This window comes from Streptomyces sp. NPDC107517 (genome assembly GCF_055582645.1).
Window position 1 is genome coordinate 116,543 of the sequence record NZ_JBVJPM010000018.1, and the last position, 14,050, is coordinate 130,592.

General features: G+C 70.2%; 14 protein-coding genes and 1 pseudogene. 7 read left to right on the forward strand and 8 right to left on the reverse strand.

The features are described from left to right. Positions 1–258 precede the first annotated feature (258 nt). Positions 259–1,989: a flavin reductase gene (locus ACZ67T_RS32765; RefSeq protein WP_469988804.1), complete on the reverse strand. Its 1,731-nt coding sequence runs from the start codon at positions 1,987–1,989 to the stop codon at positions 259–261. Between the two features lie 78 nt (positions 1,990–2,067). Continuing rightward, the gene (locus ACZ67T_RS32770) at positions 2,068–3,288 is read right to left on the reverse strand and encodes a styrene monooxygenase/indole monooxygenase family protein (RefSeq protein WP_469988806.1); all 1,221 of its coding nucleotides are present in this window, start codon (positions 3,286–3,288) and stop codon (positions 2,068–2,070) included. 481 nt (positions 3,289–3,769) lie between these two features. On the opposite strand from ACZ67T_RS32770, the gene ACZ67T_RS32775 reads away from it, so the two are divergent. Beyond that, positions 3,770–4,738 carry an AraC family transcriptional regulator gene (locus ACZ67T_RS32775; protein WP_469988887.1) on the forward strand — a complete coding sequence of 323 codons (969 nt, stop codon included), beginning with the start codon at positions 3,770–3,772 and terminating at the stop codon, positions 4,736–4,738. 79 nt (positions 4,739–4,817) lie between these two features. Here the strand turns inward: ACZ67T_RS32775 and ACZ67T_RS32780 are convergent, their stop codons facing one another. The 5 genes and pseudogenes from ACZ67T_RS32780 to ACZ67T_RS32800 form a co-directional block, all read right to left on the reverse strand. Then, positions 4,818–5,039 carry a hypothetical protein gene (locus ACZ67T_RS32780; protein WP_469988808.1) on the reverse strand — a complete coding sequence of 74 codons (222 nt, stop codon included), beginning with the start codon at positions 5,037–5,039 and terminating at the stop codon, positions 4,818–4,820. Positions 5,040–5,089: 50 nt separating this feature from the next. Continuing rightward, complete coding sequence (locus ACZ67T_RS32785; protein ID WP_469988810.1) at positions 5,090–5,236, reverse strand: hypothetical protein; 147 nt, start codon at positions 5,234–5,236, stop codon at positions 5,090–5,092. Positions 5,237–5,364: 128 nt separating this feature from the next. After that, complete coding sequence (locus ACZ67T_RS32790) at positions 5,365–5,805, reverse strand: hypothetical protein (RefSeq protein WP_469988811.1); 441 nt, start codon at positions 5,803–5,805, stop codon at positions 5,365–5,367. A gap of 15 nt (positions 5,806–5,820) precedes the next feature. After that, positions 5,821–6,231 (reverse strand): annotated as a pseudogene (locus ACZ67T_RS32795) (RHS repeat-associated core domain-containing protein); the annotation flags it as partial. Then, entirely contained in the window at positions 6,232–7,140 is a 909-nt protein-coding gene (locus tag ACZ67T_RS32800) for a helix-turn-helix transcriptional regulator (RefSeq protein WP_469988813.1), read from the reverse strand. It abuts the pseudogene before it with no gap. A gap of 216 nt (positions 7,141–7,356) precedes the next feature. On the opposite strand from ACZ67T_RS32800, the gene ACZ67T_RS32805 reads away from it, so the two are divergent. From ACZ67T_RS32805 to ACZ67T_RS32815, 3 genes are all read left to right on the forward strand, one after another. Further along, complete coding sequence (locus ACZ67T_RS32805) at positions 7,357–8,334, forward strand: aldo/keto reductase (protein WP_469988815.1); 978 nt, start codon at positions 7,357–7,359, stop codon at positions 8,332–8,334. Positions 8,335–8,413: 79 nt separating this feature from the next. Next, complete coding sequence (locus ACZ67T_RS32810) at positions 8,414–9,442, forward strand: zinc-binding dehydrogenase (RefSeq protein ID WP_469988817.1); 1,029 nt, start codon at positions 8,414–8,416, stop codon at positions 9,440–9,442. 36 nt (positions 9,443–9,478) lie between these two features. Then, positions 9,479–10,330: an aldo/keto reductase gene (locus ACZ67T_RS32815; RefSeq protein ID WP_469988819.1), complete on the forward strand. Its 852-nt coding sequence runs from the start codon at positions 9,479–9,481 to the stop codon at positions 10,328–10,330. Positions 10,331–10,411: 81 nt separating this feature from the next. Here the strand turns inward: ACZ67T_RS32815 and ACZ67T_RS32820 are convergent, their stop codons facing one another. Continuing rightward, positions 10,412–11,302 carry a helix-turn-helix transcriptional regulator gene (locus tag ACZ67T_RS32820; RefSeq protein WP_469988821.1) on the reverse strand — a complete coding sequence of 297 codons (891 nt, stop codon included), beginning with the start codon at positions 11,300–11,302 and terminating at the stop codon, positions 10,412–10,414. Between the two features lie 249 nt (positions 11,303–11,551). On the opposite strand from ACZ67T_RS32820, the gene ACZ67T_RS32825 reads away from it, so the two are divergent. The 3 genes from ACZ67T_RS32825 (at position 11,552) to ACZ67T_RS32835 (ending at position 13,930) form a co-directional block, all read left to right on the forward strand. Then, entirely contained in the window at positions 11,552–12,568 is a 1,017-nt protein-coding gene (locus tag ACZ67T_RS32825) for a zinc-dependent alcohol dehydrogenase family protein (RefSeq protein ID WP_469988823.1), read from the forward strand. Positions 12,569–12,637: 69 nt separating this feature from the next. Continuing rightward, complete coding sequence (locus ACZ67T_RS32830) at positions 12,638–13,303, forward strand: SDR family NAD(P)-dependent oxidoreductase (protein ID WP_469988825.1); 666 nt, start codon at positions 12,638–12,640, stop codon at positions 13,301–13,303. Between the two features lie 213 nt (positions 13,304–13,516). Further along, on the forward strand, positions 13,517–13,930 hold the full coding sequence (locus ACZ67T_RS32835; RefSeq protein WP_469988827.1) for a (R)-mandelonitrile lyase: 414 nt from the start codon (positions 13,517–13,519) through the stop codon (positions 13,928–13,930). Positions 13,931–14,050: the final 120 nt, after the last annotated feature.

Genomic DNA, 14,050 nt, shown 5'->3' on the forward strand with positions numbered 1-14,050 from the left:
TGGAAGGGTGCCCCTGACCTGGCTGTTTTCCTGATTCCATCTCAGTGGACACCTTTTCGATGACTCACGAGGTGGAGGGCGCGATCGGGCACCTCGGCGGTTGTCCTAACGGAGGTTGGTGGACACGAACCGGGACAATGCCAACCGCCAGGTTCGGTTGAGCTTCTTCGGCCAGGGACTCTGCACGGTCGGGTGACAGTGCGTGAACCCACGACCTCGTCGTCCTGAATGAGGTTCGGCGGAGTTCCGCATGCTCGTTCACAGATCCGGATGCTTCGTCGCCACGTGGTAGTACCCCGAGTGGAACACCAGAGGGGTGCCGCCGTCGGCCTCGTACTGTTCGACCTCGCCGAGGAAGATGATGTGGTCGCCGGCGTCCAGGCGTTGGACGGTGCGGCATTGGAAGCGGGCGACGGCGCCGTCCATGAGGGGGGTGCCGGCGATGCCGGGGGTGATGGGGGTGCCGCGGAACTTGTCGTCGGCCGGGGTGGCGAACTGGCGGGAGAGGTGGTGCTGGTCGGCGGCCAGTACGTGGACGGCGAAGTGCGAGGCGTCGGTGAAGTCCGGGAGGCTCGGGGCGTTCTTGCCGGGGCACCACAGGACGAGGGGCGGGTCCAGGGAGACGGAGGTGAAGGAGTTCGCGGTCATCCCGACGTTGCGGCCGTCGGGGGCGCGGGCCGTCACCACGGTCACGCCGGTGGCGTACTGGCCCAGTGCGCGGCGCAGTTCGCGGCCGTCGAAGCGGGCGGCGTGCTGAGCGCGCTTCTCGGCGAGGAAGCGGTGCGCCTCGGCCTCCTCGAACCACCAGCGGTACAGGGTGCGCGGGTCGTCGAATCCGGCGGCAAGGGCGCCGGCGACCGAGGGGATCTCGGCCGCTGCGGAAAGGAGTTCGCGGTGGTGCGGGCGCAGGTCGGTCAGGAGGGAGTTGGTCCAGCCGACGGCCCATTGGGCCCACCCGCGCCAGAAGTTGTCGAAGGTGCGCTGCATCCACTGCGGGGTGAATTCGGCGGTGCCGTGGCGGAGGATGCTGTCGAGGTAGTGGGTGGCGGCCTGGGCCGCGTTGTTGGAACCCTGGCCGGTGATCGGGTCGTTGAGGACGACGGCGTCGGCCATGCCGAGGACGTGCCGGCCGGAGGCGAGGCGGGCGACGGGATGCCGGACGGTCGGGGTGACCCGGCCGCGCAACACGCCGCCGGTGTCGGTGAGTTGGGCGTGCCGGCAGCGCTCGTACTCGTCGGGGAAGAACCGGTGGAGGATTTCCAGCGAGCGGGTGAGGTGGGCTTCGGGGGTGACGATGTCGTCCCAGCAGTCCATCGGGCCGCCGGGGACGCCCTCGAAGACCATGATGTCGCAGGGGCCGGTGGTGGTGAGGGCGGGGAAGGAGAAGTACTCGCCGACGCCGGGAACCATGCGGTAATGGACGGCTGCTTCCCCCTCGCCCTCCCGAGGCGCCGTTCCCGTGACGTACGTCAGAGCCAGCGCACGGCGCGGCCCGTCGTACGGGGAGAGTTCGGCGTTGCGCGGGAAGAGGCGGCTCAGCTCGCCCTTGCCGGTGGAGACCACGACGAGATCGTGCGTACGGGCGTACCACTCGAGGTCGTTGACGCCCACCTCGTGCAGCACGATCTCGCCGCGGCCGCCGTCCGCGAACTGCTCCGTCCAGGCGGCACACTTGACCCGCTGGTCGACTGAGTGGGCGGGCCCTTCCAGCGGCGCGCGCCAGGAGACTTCCGGAGTGCCGTGCGGACCGATGAGAGAGAGCGCGATGCCGGTGATGTCCGGGGCCCGGTCCTCCCAGTGGTGCAGACCGAGTTCGCGCTCGCTCTGCAGCGCGGTGTCGAACATGCACTGACTGGACATGACCGGGCCGCGACGTATCTCGTCGGGACTGCGGTCGGTGACCAGGGTGACGTCATAGCCGTGCGTCTGGAGCCCCAGAGCGAGTTGGGCACCCGCCTGCCCGGCGCCGATCACCGCGATCCTTCTCATGGTCCTGCTGTCCTGCTCTCGTTACGTACGTACCGCTGACGCGCTGTCAGTCGCTGACTCGCTGACCCTGACGGAGCCTCAGGCATGGACCTCGGTCAGGTAGTTCTTCGCGGCGACCGGGTCCATGAACCAGTGGAACAAGTCGCGCGGGTCGTCGAAGCCGTTGACGAATCGGGCGGCGATACGGGAGTTGACGCTCGCCGCGCCGAAGAGTTCCAGGACATGCTGCGGCGGGGCGCCGAGCATCGCGTTGGTCCAGGTCGTGGCGGACTGCGCGGTGTCCCAGAAGCGGCCGAAGGCCAGCTCCATGAACGCCGCGTCGTACGGGCGCTCACCGTGGTCCAGGATGGTGGCGAGGTAGGAGGCCGCGCACTTCGAGGCGTTGTTGGAACCCTGGCCGGTGATGGGGTCGTTGAGGACGACGACGTCGGCGAGACCGAGCACCTGCGCGCCGGAGGGCAGCGTGGCGACGGGCTTGCGGACGGTCGGCGCGAAGCGGCCCGCGAGGGTGCCGTTCGAGTCGGTGAGCGCGACATCGGTGCAGCGCTCGGCCTCCCACGGGACGTACGTCCGCAGCAGCTCCTGGAACTTCGCCGGCTGCTGGGCGGGGGTGAGTCCGTCGAAGCAGTCGAACGGGCCACCCGGGACGCCCTCGAAGAACATGATGTCGCAGGGGCCGCTGGTGGTGAAGCTGGGCATGGTGAAGTACTCGCCCACACCGGGGACGACGTTGAAGCTGACGCCGGGGCGGTGGGGCAGCGGCGCCATGCCGGTGACGTACGCCAGGGCCAGCGCGCGCTGCGGAGCGTCGTACGGGGAACGCTCGGCGTCCCGCGGAAACAGTCCGGCGATCTCGCCCTTGCCCGCCGCGACGATCACCAGGTCGGACTCGGCGGCGTAGCGCTCCAGGTCCTCGATGCCGGCCTCGTGAATGACCAGACGGCCGCCGCGGCGCGCGAACTCGCCCATCCAGATCGGCATTTTGACGCGCTGGTCGATGGAGCGGGCCGTGGCGTCGAGGCGGGCGTCGAAGGAGAGCGCCCGGCCGCCCTGGCCGTCGGCGATGCTCACGCCGAGCCCGGCGATCGGCGGGCAGGCGTCGCCCCAGAAGTCGAGGCCGAGGCTGCGCTCGTGGGCCAGCGCGGTGCCGAACATGGCCTGGCTGGACATGACCCGGCCCTCGCGGATCTGGTCTCCGGTGCGGTTGGACACGGCGGTGACGTCGTAACCGTGGCCGAGCAGACCGATACCGAGCTGGAGGCCGGCCTGGCCGGCTCCGACGATGGTGATCTTGCGCATGGGGGGACCTCCGGGGGTCGGATTGTGCGGTTGTGAGCGGTGCCGAGCGCTGGAACAGCGTTCCGGCAAGGTGGCGGCGTCAATGAGTGGGGGCGCACGTATGGCATACGGCTGCCCCCGGAGGGGGCCGGGGGCAGCCGCGGGAGGCCGGGTCACCCGTAGGGGACCGGCCGACTCGGTGAGCCGGAGGGCAGAGGCAAGGGCGCCGCGACGCGCGGGGGTACGGCCTCGGCGGCCCTCTCCGCGCAGGTCGCGCGCAAGCACGCGCGGCGCGCATGCGACGGGCCGGCCGCTGGGCCTGGCTCCGCTCCCGTGACAGCCGCAGTCCGGCCCGGCACTCCCTGCATTGTTGATTTTTTGGTTTCTGATCGACGTGCCGGGGATCAACCTTGGTATGGAAAGATCATCTTTGCTATCCGGATCACGCGGATTGCTGTCCTGATCGCGCGTCTCGGCGGTGGAGGTTTGCGTGCCCGCTGAAGTGCCTCCCCTCGCAAATCACCAGCGGCTTCATACAGCGGACATTTGGGAGGCGCGGTCCGAGGTCGGCCGCGCCTTCTGTCCACATGAGTTGCGCATCATGCAGCGCTCGGCGACGCTCGATGCCCGGCTGCACGGCGCACCCTTTGACCGGACAGGTCTGTATTACCTCGATTACGGAACGGAGGTCCGGATCACGCCGGGCGACCTGGAGAGCTTTTTCCTCGTCCAGATCCCGCTCGCCGGTCACGCCGAAATCACCTGCGGCCGCGAGGAGATCATTTCCTCCCCCGAACTCGCTTCCGTCCCTTCTCCGACCGGAAAGCTGGACATGCGCTGGGGTGGTGGCAATCCGCAGCTGATCGTGTGGTTCGACCGATCATCCCTGGAGTCACACCTGGGAAGTCTGCTCGGCCGCACTGTGCGCCGCCCGATCTCCTTCTCGCTCGGTATGGACCTCACCACACCGGGCTCCCGCTCCTGGCTGAACATCGTCGACCTCATGCGTCGGGAGGCGGAGGGGCCTGACGGCATGACAAACCGGCCCGTCGTGACACAACAGCTCGAATCACTCCTCATGACCCAGCTGTTGATGGCCCAGCCCAGCAATTACACGCCGGCGCTGCTCGGCGAACAGCCGCGCATCGCACCGCCCGCGGTACGACGCGCCATGGAGATCATCGAGGGTCACGCCGCCGAGCCCCTCACGGTCGCTGAGATCGCGGAATGTGTCGGCGTCGGCGTGCGGGCCCTCCAGGAAGGCTTCCGCCGGCACCTCGACACGACACCGCTCGCGTACCTGCGCGAGGTCCGCCTGCACCGTGTACGCAAGGAACTCCTGACCTCCGACCCGGGTGCCACGACCGTCACCGCCGTCGCGTCCCGCTGGGGCTTCTTGCACCCAGGCCGCTTCTCACTCACGTACCGCCAGCAGTTCGGGGAGTCTCCTTCGGAGACGTTGCGGTCATAGAGACATTCGGCCGCGGCTGGGGGCGGACGGACGGCGGCCCAGTCGCCCGGGCCCAGTTGGACGCCTCCCCGCGCCGGGCTCAGTTGCGGGCGCGGGTGGGCAGTGGCAAGCGGGCGCTCTCCAGGAAGCGGCGCAGCCGTCTGCCCACCGGCTTCTCCACCCATCGAGCCACCGCGCAGGACAGCGTCAGCAGTCCCACCACCAGCGCGATCAGCAGCGGCCACCGCGGAACGTCGTGGTGGAACGCCCGGATCGCGGTGTACCCGACCTCGTCGTGGAGCACGTACAGCGGGTACGTCATGGCGCCCGCCGTGGTTCGTCGTCGTAAGGAGACGTCACCGGAGACCGTGGTCACTCGAGATAGGCCCGCAGCTCCTCGATGAGAGATGGCTCAGTGTCGCCGTCGTCACCGTCGGCGTGCCCACTCGGATCCTCATCCTCCGGCAGTGAATCGGTCAGGTCGCTCAGGTCGTCGTCGGAATCATCACGGTCACTCATGTCTCCCTCCTTCGGGACGGCGTCGAGGGCATGCGTCTCACCAGGGCGTGCTGCTCGGGGCCGCAACGGCGGTGGCCGGTCCCGTGCCGTTGGTGCCGTCGTGCGTCGGGTCGATGGTGAGACGTGCGTCAGTCGTCCTCGTCGTCCGCCGGCGGGTACGCCTCGTCGATGACCCAGTGTTCGCCGCCCTCGGTGGAGATCGCGCAGAGCCGGGAATCGTCCGGTGAGCGGGTGAGGAACTCGATGCCGCCGGAGGGATCCGTGAGCCGGGAGAGGTCGGTGTCGGGCGTGAGCGTGACGTGGAGCCAGCCTTCGTTCAGCCCGGCGGCCGTGAGGAAGGCGCCGTCGGGTGTGACGACGCCCCGCTGCCGGGCCGCCGACAGCCACAGGTCCTGAGCCCGGCGCAGGGCGTCCTCGTCGCGCTTCGGCACCCGGGCCGACGGCACGGTGTCGATGTTCGCCGTCACCCGGAACGCCTCGGTGACCGTCGGACTCGTCCCGTCGTCGAGGAACTCCCCGACGCCCAGTCCGGCTTGGCGGAAGCGATCCGTGATGTCGTCGTTGTTCACTGTGGTCCTTGTCCGTCAGTTGTTCTTGTGCTCGACCACCACTCTGGAGCCGTCCGAGGTCTCGAACTGCCGGAAGTTGCCCCAGTGGGTGGGTTCCTTCGAGTAGACGTGCCCGGGCATGTGCTTGAGGGTCTTGTCCCGCGTCACCACCCACTGCGCGTCCGGCGCGGCCCCGTAGGGGACGCCCGCCACCTCGAAAGCCGCCCTCTCGGCGTCCTCCCGGCGCTCGAAGGGGTTGGAGTGCTCGCCCTTCGGCGGACACTCCGGCGCCAGGCCGAGCGGGTCCGACCAGGCATGGGGGTTGTCCACATAGGTGGACGGGTTGGGTGCGGGAGTCAGGCCTAGCGGATCGGGCGATACCTAGCGTGCCGTCTCGGGGTGGTAATGGCGGAAGTAGTTGTAGTGCAGGCCGGATTCGGGACCTGCTTACGGCTGCCGGCCGGTGGCTTCGGTGGCGGGCGACGGGCCTTGTGCCGGTCGCACCGCGGTCATGTCGAGCAGGAGCAGAGCGTCGTGGTCCGGGCTGCCGGGTTCGGCGGTGTAGACACCGATGCGCTGACCGGGGGTGCCTTCCACCTGCAGGGACTGCGAGGTCAGGGTGACCGTCCCGACGAGGGGGTGCTGGAACGTCTTGTGCGCGGGCTTGCGTCCGGTCACTTCGTAGCGTTCCCACAGGCCCGCGAAGTCGGGGCTCTTGAGGAGGAGTTCGCCGACGAGGTTGGTGAGGTCGGGTGCGTCGGGGGCGGTGCCGGCGACGGCGCGCAGCCGGGCGACGCAGGCGGTGATCTGCCGGTCCCAATCGGGGAAGAGGCCGCGGGCCGCAGGGTGCAGGAAGAGGTAGCGGGCCAGGTTGCGCTGTTTGACGGGCCAGTCGTCCAGGCCCGCGTAGAGGGCGAGGCCGCCGGGGTTCCAGGCCAGCATGTCCATGCTGCGGCTGATGACGTAGGCCGGGTTCGGCCGCAGTGATTCGAGCAGCAGTTTGAGGTGGGGGCGCACGGTGCGGCTGGGAGCGGGCGGCGGTTCGGGGATGTATCGGGCGGCGCGGGCGGCGAGCTCGCGCAGGTGCTGGTGCTCCTGGTCGTCCATGTGCAGGGCGCGGGCGAGCGAGTCGAGGACGGCGGGGCTGGGGCGGGTCTCCTTGCCGCGTTCCAGGCGTACGTAGTAGTCGATGCTGATGCCGGCGAGCGTGGCCAGCTCCTCGCGGCGCAGGCCGGAGGTGCGACGGATGCCGGCGCCGACGGTGAGGCCGACGTGTCCAGGGCTGGTCTGGGTGCGGCGGGCGCGCAGATAGCGGCCCAGCTCGGCGCCCTCGCTGTGCGCGCTCTCGGATGCCATGACTCCAGTCTCACCCGCTCAGGACCAGCCGCGCAGGCCGGAGGGGGGCCCTGTCATTACCCCTGAAGAGCCCGCCCTGCCACACCGGGGCAATCCGCGTGAAGGTGAAGGAGCAAGACGCCGACACCCCGGAACAAGGCCGGAGCCCCCAGACACGACTGGCCGGCCGGGCGAGAGCGAGGGTGCCGGGCGACGCCACGAACCGGAGAGGGCGAAATGCGCTACATCAAGCTGCGTGACCTGGAGGTTTCCCGGATCGGTCTCGGTGCGATGGGGATGTCCCACGGCTACACCGGTGCCGGTACCGACGAGGCGGAGTCGATCAGGACCGTGCACCGGGCGCTGGAGCTGGGCGTCACGCTCATCGACACCGCCGAGATCTACGGCCCCTACACCAACGAGGAGCTGCTGGGGCGGGCGCTGAAGGGGCGCCGGGACCAGGTGGTGCTGGCCACGAAGTTCGGCCTGGTCTCCCATGCCGGCCACGGCGCGTGGAACCTGGACTCCGGCCCGGCCAACATCCGTACGGCCGTCGAAGGGTCCCTGAAGCGGCTCGGCACCGATCACATCGACCTGTACTACCAGCACCGGGTGGATCCGAACACGCCGATCGAGGAGACCGCAGGCGCCGTCCGCGAGCTGATCGCCGAGGGCAAGGTGCGCGCGTTCGGCCTCTCCGAGGCCGGCCCTGACACGATCCGCCGCGCCCACGCCGTCCAGCCGGTCACCGCGGTCCAGTCGGAATACTCCCTGTGGACGCGCGGGATCGAGGAGAGCGTCCTTCCCGTGCTGCGTGAGCTGAACGTCGGCCTGGTGCCGTTCTCCCCGTTGGGCCGCGGCTTCCTGACGGGCACCGTCCGCGCCACCGACCAGTTCGCCGAAGGCGACTTCCGGCGTGACAACCCCCGCTTCACCGGTGAGAACTTCCAGCGCAACCTGGCGATCGCCGACGAGGTGCAGGGTGTGGCGGCCGACGTCGGTGTCACGCCCGCGCAGGTGGCCCTGGCCTGGCTGCTCGCCCAGGGCGACGACATCGCCCCGATCCCCGGCACCAAGCGCGTCGGCCGCGTCGAGGAGAACACCGCCGCCGACACCGTCACGCTGACCGGCGAGCAACTCGACAAGCTCAGCAGCCTGCCGCCCGCTGCGGGCGACACGCACACCGAGGCGCAGGCGCAGATGCTCGAACGCTGACCCGCCCCCTCGCGACAGCCCGCCCCTCTTTTCAGCCCACCCCTTTTTCAGCCCACCCCCCGTTTGGAGCAGCACCCTCATGCGCGCAGCAGTGATGTACGGAGCCGGTGACGTACGCGTCGAGGACCGGCCCGACCCCAAGATCGTCCAGCCGACCGACGCCTTGGTCCGCACGGTCGCCTCGTGCGTGTGCGGCAGCGACCTGTGGCCCTACCGGTCGATGCCCGCCACCGACACCGGCCGTCCCATGGGACACGAGTTCCTCGGGGTCGTCGAGGACACCGGCGCCGAGGTGACCGGGCTGAAGGCGGGTGACCTGGTCGTCGCCCCGTTCACCTACAGCGACAACACCTGCGACTACTGCGCCAAGGGACTGCACATCTCGTGCCGCAACGGAGGCCGGTACGGCTTCGACGGCGTCGACGGCGGGCAGGGCGAAGCCGTCCGCGTCCCCTACGCCGACGGCACGCTGGTGAAGCTGCCGGTGGCCGCCGACTCCGCGCTGCTCCCGTCCTTGCTGGCACTGTCGGACGTGATGACCACCGGCCACCACGGCGCGGTCACCGCCGGTGTCGCCCGCGGGGACACGGTGCTGGTCGTCGGTGACGGCGCGGTCGGCCTGTGCGCGGTGATCGCCGCGAAGCGGCTCGGCGCCGAGCGGATCGTCCTCGCCGGCCGCCATGAAGCGCGAACCGGCCTGGGCCGGGAGTTCGGCGCCACCGACGTCGTCGCCGAGCGCGGTGAGGAGGGCGTCGCCCGCATCCGCGAGCTGACCGGGGGCGTGCACAAGGTGATCGAGGCCGTAGGCACCCGCCAAGCCCTCGACACCGCCCTGGGCGCGGCCCTGGACGGCGGCACCATCAGCCGGCTCGGCGTCCCGCAGTACGAGCAGGGGCCCGTCGGACCCGCCGTGTTCATGCGCAACATCACGCTGACCGGCGGTGCCAGCCCCGCCCGCGCCTACATCGAGCAGCTGCTGCCCGACGTCCTGGACGGCACCATCGCCCCGGGCCGCGTCTTCGACCGGACGGTTCCCATCGACCGGACGCCGGACGCCTACCGGGCCATGGCGGACCGCCAGGTCCTCAAGGCCCTCATCACTCCCTGACACCCTCACTCCACCTTCAGCAAAGGAACATCCCCCATGCAGTACGTGACCTTGAGCAACGGCGTCGAGATGCCGCTCCTCGGATTCGGCGTCTACCAGATACCGGCCGAGGACACCGAGCGCGCCGTGTCCGACGCGCTGGCCGCCGGCTACCGCCTGCTGGACACCGCGGCCGCCTACGGCAACGAAGAAGCCGTGGGCCGCGCCATCAAGTCCAGCGGCATCGCCCGCGAGGACCTGTTCGTCACCACCAAGCTGTGGGTCCAGGACGCCCCCGCCCAGGACAACACCAGGCGCGCGTGCGAGACGTCGCTGACCAAGCTGGGCCTGGACCACCTCGACCTGTACCTGATGCACCAGCCCTTCGGCGACGTCTACGGCCAGTGGCGCGCCATGGAGGCACTGAACCGCGAGGGGGCGGCCAGGGCGATCGGCGTCGCCAACTTCTACCCCGACCGCCTGATCGACCTGATCGTCAACAACGAGATCGCCCCGCAGGTCAACCAGATCGAGACCCACCCCTTCTTCCAGCGCGCCGACTACCAGCACCTCATGCGCGAACACGGCGTGCAGATCCAGTCCTGGGGCGGCTTCGCCGAGGGCAGGAACGACCTGTTCACCAATCCGCTCCTGGCCGAGATCGGCGAGGAGTGCGGCAAGTCGGTCGCGCAGGTCGTGCTGCGCTGGCTGACCCAGCGCGGAGTCGTGGCCATCCCCAAGTCCGTGCGCGCCGAGCGGATGGCGGAGAACATCGACGTCCTCGACTTCGAACTCACCGACGAGCAGATGGCCCGGATCGCCACCCTGGACAGCGGCAGTTCGCTGTTCTTCGACCACCACGACCCCGAGATCGTCACCTGGCTCGCCGAGCGCCGCCTCGACGCGTGACCGCCGCGCCACGACGGCGCGCCCCCTGCGCGCCTCCGTGATGACGGGACTCGGCGGCTTCCGGCGGGTCGTCGAAGCGAGTCAGCGTGTTGTGGGTTGCTGTGTGGGTGAAGGAGCTTCTTGGGTGGCGGCCCATGAGGCGAGCAGGCGCAGGCCCTCTTCGGAGGCGGACCCTGGTTCGGCGGTGTAGATGGTCAGGGTCAGGCCGGGCTCGGCGGTCATGTCCAGCCCTTCGTAGGCAAGGGTGAGTTCACCGACCGCCTGGTGGTGGAAGCGTTTGGTCCCGGTGCCGTGCCGGCGGACGTTGTGGGCGCCCCAGCGGGTGCGGAACTCGTCGCTGCGGGTGGACAGTTCACCGACGAGGTCGTGCAGATCCTTGTCGTGGGGGCTGCGGCCGGCCTCGGTACGCAGGATGGCGACGGCGATGTCGGCGGTCTGGTCCCAGTCGGGGTAGAAGCGGCGGGAGGCGGGGTCCAGGAAGTTGAAGCGGGCGAGGTTCGCCTGGTTGTGCGCGGAGGCGTAGACGTCGGCGTAGAAGGCACGGGCGAGCTGGTTGGCGGCGAGGATGTCCATGCGGCCGTTGCGGACGAAGGCGGGTCCGGCGGTGATGGCGTCCAAGGTCCACTGCAGGCTGCGGTGGGGTGCCCATGGGCGGGCGGTGCGGCGTCCGGGGCGGGTGAGGGCGTCGGAGCCGTCGGCGGCCTGGGCGAGGTTCAGCAGGTGGGCGCGTTCGGCGTCGTCGAGCCGGAGCGCGCGGGCGACGGCTTCGAGGACGGCCGGGGAGACGCCGGCGAGGCTGCCGCGTTCGAGTTTGGCGTAGTACTCGACGCTCATGTCGGCGAGCGCGGCGACCTCGCTCCTGCGCAGACCGGGGACGCGCCGCCGGCTGCCGGGGGGCAGGCCGGCCTGCTCCGGGGTGATCTTTGCGCGCCGCGAGGTGAGGAACTCGCGGACCTCTTCACGGTTGTCCACCTCTCGACCGTACGTCCCGTATGCGTCCGAAGGGATGTACTGCCAGTACACCCTTTGACGGTGACTCGCTGCGTGCGCGGAGAGCGGGTTACCTGGACGACGTGGTGCTTCCAGCCGGCTGTGAGGCGGCTGACGGGAAGCCCGCATCCGGTTCGTGCGCGGCTCGCCGCCCACGAACCGGACCGCACCTGCACTCGGCGGCGCCGCCCTTCCCGGCGGCGCACGCCTCAGCACGCAAAGGAACCCCTCATGCGCGGAGCAGTGATCCACGCCCCCGGCGATGTGCGCTTCGAGACCCTCGACGACCCGAAGATCCTCAACCCGACCGACGCGATCATCCGCACGGCCGTCACCTGCGTGTGCGGCTCGGACCTGTGGCCCTACCGGGGCGCCGAGCCCATAGGTGACCCCCACCCGATGGGGCACGAGTACGTCGGCTTCGTGGAGGAGGTCGGATCCGAGGTCACCTCGGTCAAGCCGGGCCAGTTCGTCGTCGGCTCCTTCGCCACCTCGGACAACACCTGCGCGAACTGCCGGAACGGCTGGCAGTCCAGCTGCCTGCACCGGGAGTTCATGTCCACCTGCCAGGCCGACCTCGTCCGCGTCCCTCATGCCCAGGGCACCCTGGTCGCCACCGACGAGCACCCCGACGAGAAGTTCTGGCCCGGCCTGCTCGCCGTCTCCGACGTGATGGGCACCGGCTGGTGGGCCGCGGAGGCCGCCGAGGTGAAGCCCGGCTCGACCGCGGTGGTGGTCGGCGACGGCGCGGTCGGCCTGTGCGGGGTGATCGCCGCCAAGGAGATGGGCGCGGAGCGGATCATCGCCATGTCCCGCCACGAGGCGCGCCAGAATCTCGCCCTGGAGTTCGGCGCCACCGAGATCGTCACCGAGCGTGGCGAGGAGGGCGCGGCCCGCATCAAGGAACTGACCGGCGGGATCGGCGCCGACTCGGTCCTGGAGTGCGTCGGCACCGCACAGTCGATGCGGCAGGCCCTGCACTCGGCGCGGCCCGGCGGCAGCGTCGGCTTCGTCGGCGTGCCCCACGGCGTCGCCGTGGACGGGCAGGAGCTGTTCTTCTCCCACGTCGGCCTGCGAGGCGGTCCTGCCCCTGTGCGCCGGTACCTGCCCGACCTCATCGACCGTGTCCTGTCGGGACGGATCGACCCGGGCAAGGTCTTCGACCTCACCCTGCCCCTCGACCAGGTCGCCGAGGGCTACCAGGCGATGGACGAACGCCGCGCCATCAAGACCCTCCTCACCCCCTGACCCACCGCCCCACCCCCGCCGGGGCAGCGCATGCGCCCCGGCCCCTGCCACTTCTGTGAAGGACTCACCGTGACCACGTTCGCTCTTGTCGGCGCAGGCCCCGGTCTGGGGCTCGCCACTGCCCGCCGCTTCGGAGCCGCAGGCCACAGCGTCGCGCTCCTGTCCCGCAGCGCCGAGCACCTGGACACCCTCAGGGCCGGCCTCGACCGCGAAGGAGTGGCGGCCCGCGGCTTCACCGCCGATGTCCTCGACGCGGACTCCTTGACCGCGGCTCTGCACACGGCCGCCGAGACGCTGGGGCCCATCGAGATCCTCCAGTACAGCCCGGTGCCGCGCGCCGACTTCATGAAGCCGGTTCTCGACGTCGCCGCAGACGATCTCGAAGACCCGCTGGCCTTCTCGGTCAAGGGCCCGGTGACCTGTGTCAACGCCGTTCTTCCGGGGATGCGGGCACTCGGCCGGGGCACCCTGCTGTTCGTCAACGGCGGCAGTGCGGTGCGGCCGCACCCCGAGCGGGCCGGCACCTCTGTCGCGTTCGCCGCCGAGAGCGCCTACGCGGAGATGCTGCACGACGCGCTCGCCCCGGAGAACATCCACGCCGCCCAGCTGATCATCCCCGGAGCGATCCGGCCCGATGCCGAGCACAGCAGCCCCGCCGTCCTGGCCGAGCGCCTGTACGCCCTCCACACCGAACGCGGCGGCTTCCGGCACTACGCCGAGCCCTTGCCCGACTGACGTCTTCGCCGGATGACCCTCAGGAACGGCGCAGCCCGCCGGGCCCTGGCCCGGCCGTCCCGCCGGCCGTTCCGCGGGCGGCCGTGACCGCCTGCTCCGACGACTCGTCCGGAGCCGGCTTGGTCATCGGCGTCGCACTCCCGGTCGACGGCGGCTATGTCGCCCGATGACCCGCTCACCTCACTGAACCGGGCCCAACCGAAAGGAACCGTCATGGAGTTCATCAAGCAGCAGTCCACCAGCAAGGCCCCGGCCGACTGGTTCACCGGAGACGTCTGGTGGGACGTGATCGTCGCGGGCCGGGAGCCCTCCCGCATGCGAGCCAACCTCGTCCGCTTCTCCCCGGGCGCCCGTACCAACTGGCACGCCCACGCCGTGGGACAGACCTTGCACGTGGTCTCCGGCATCGCCCTGATCGGCACCCGCGACGGCACACTCCTCGAGGCCCACCCCGGCGAGACCGTCTCCTGCCCGCCGGGCGAGGAGCACTGGCACGGTGCCGCACCCGACCGGTTCATGGAGCACATCGCCATGTGGGAAGGCACCGGCGACGACACCCCCGAGACGGTGTGGGCCGAGCCCGTCACCGACCAGCAGTACAACGGCCCCCGCAGCCGCAACCGGTAGCGGACAGCCAGACGGTTCCCCGACGGCCCCACACAGCAGGTCGGTCCCGGCGCTGAGGAATCAGCACCGGGACCGACCTGCTTCCCAGATTGACATCGGGAGCGGCCGTGCGCAGGTCGT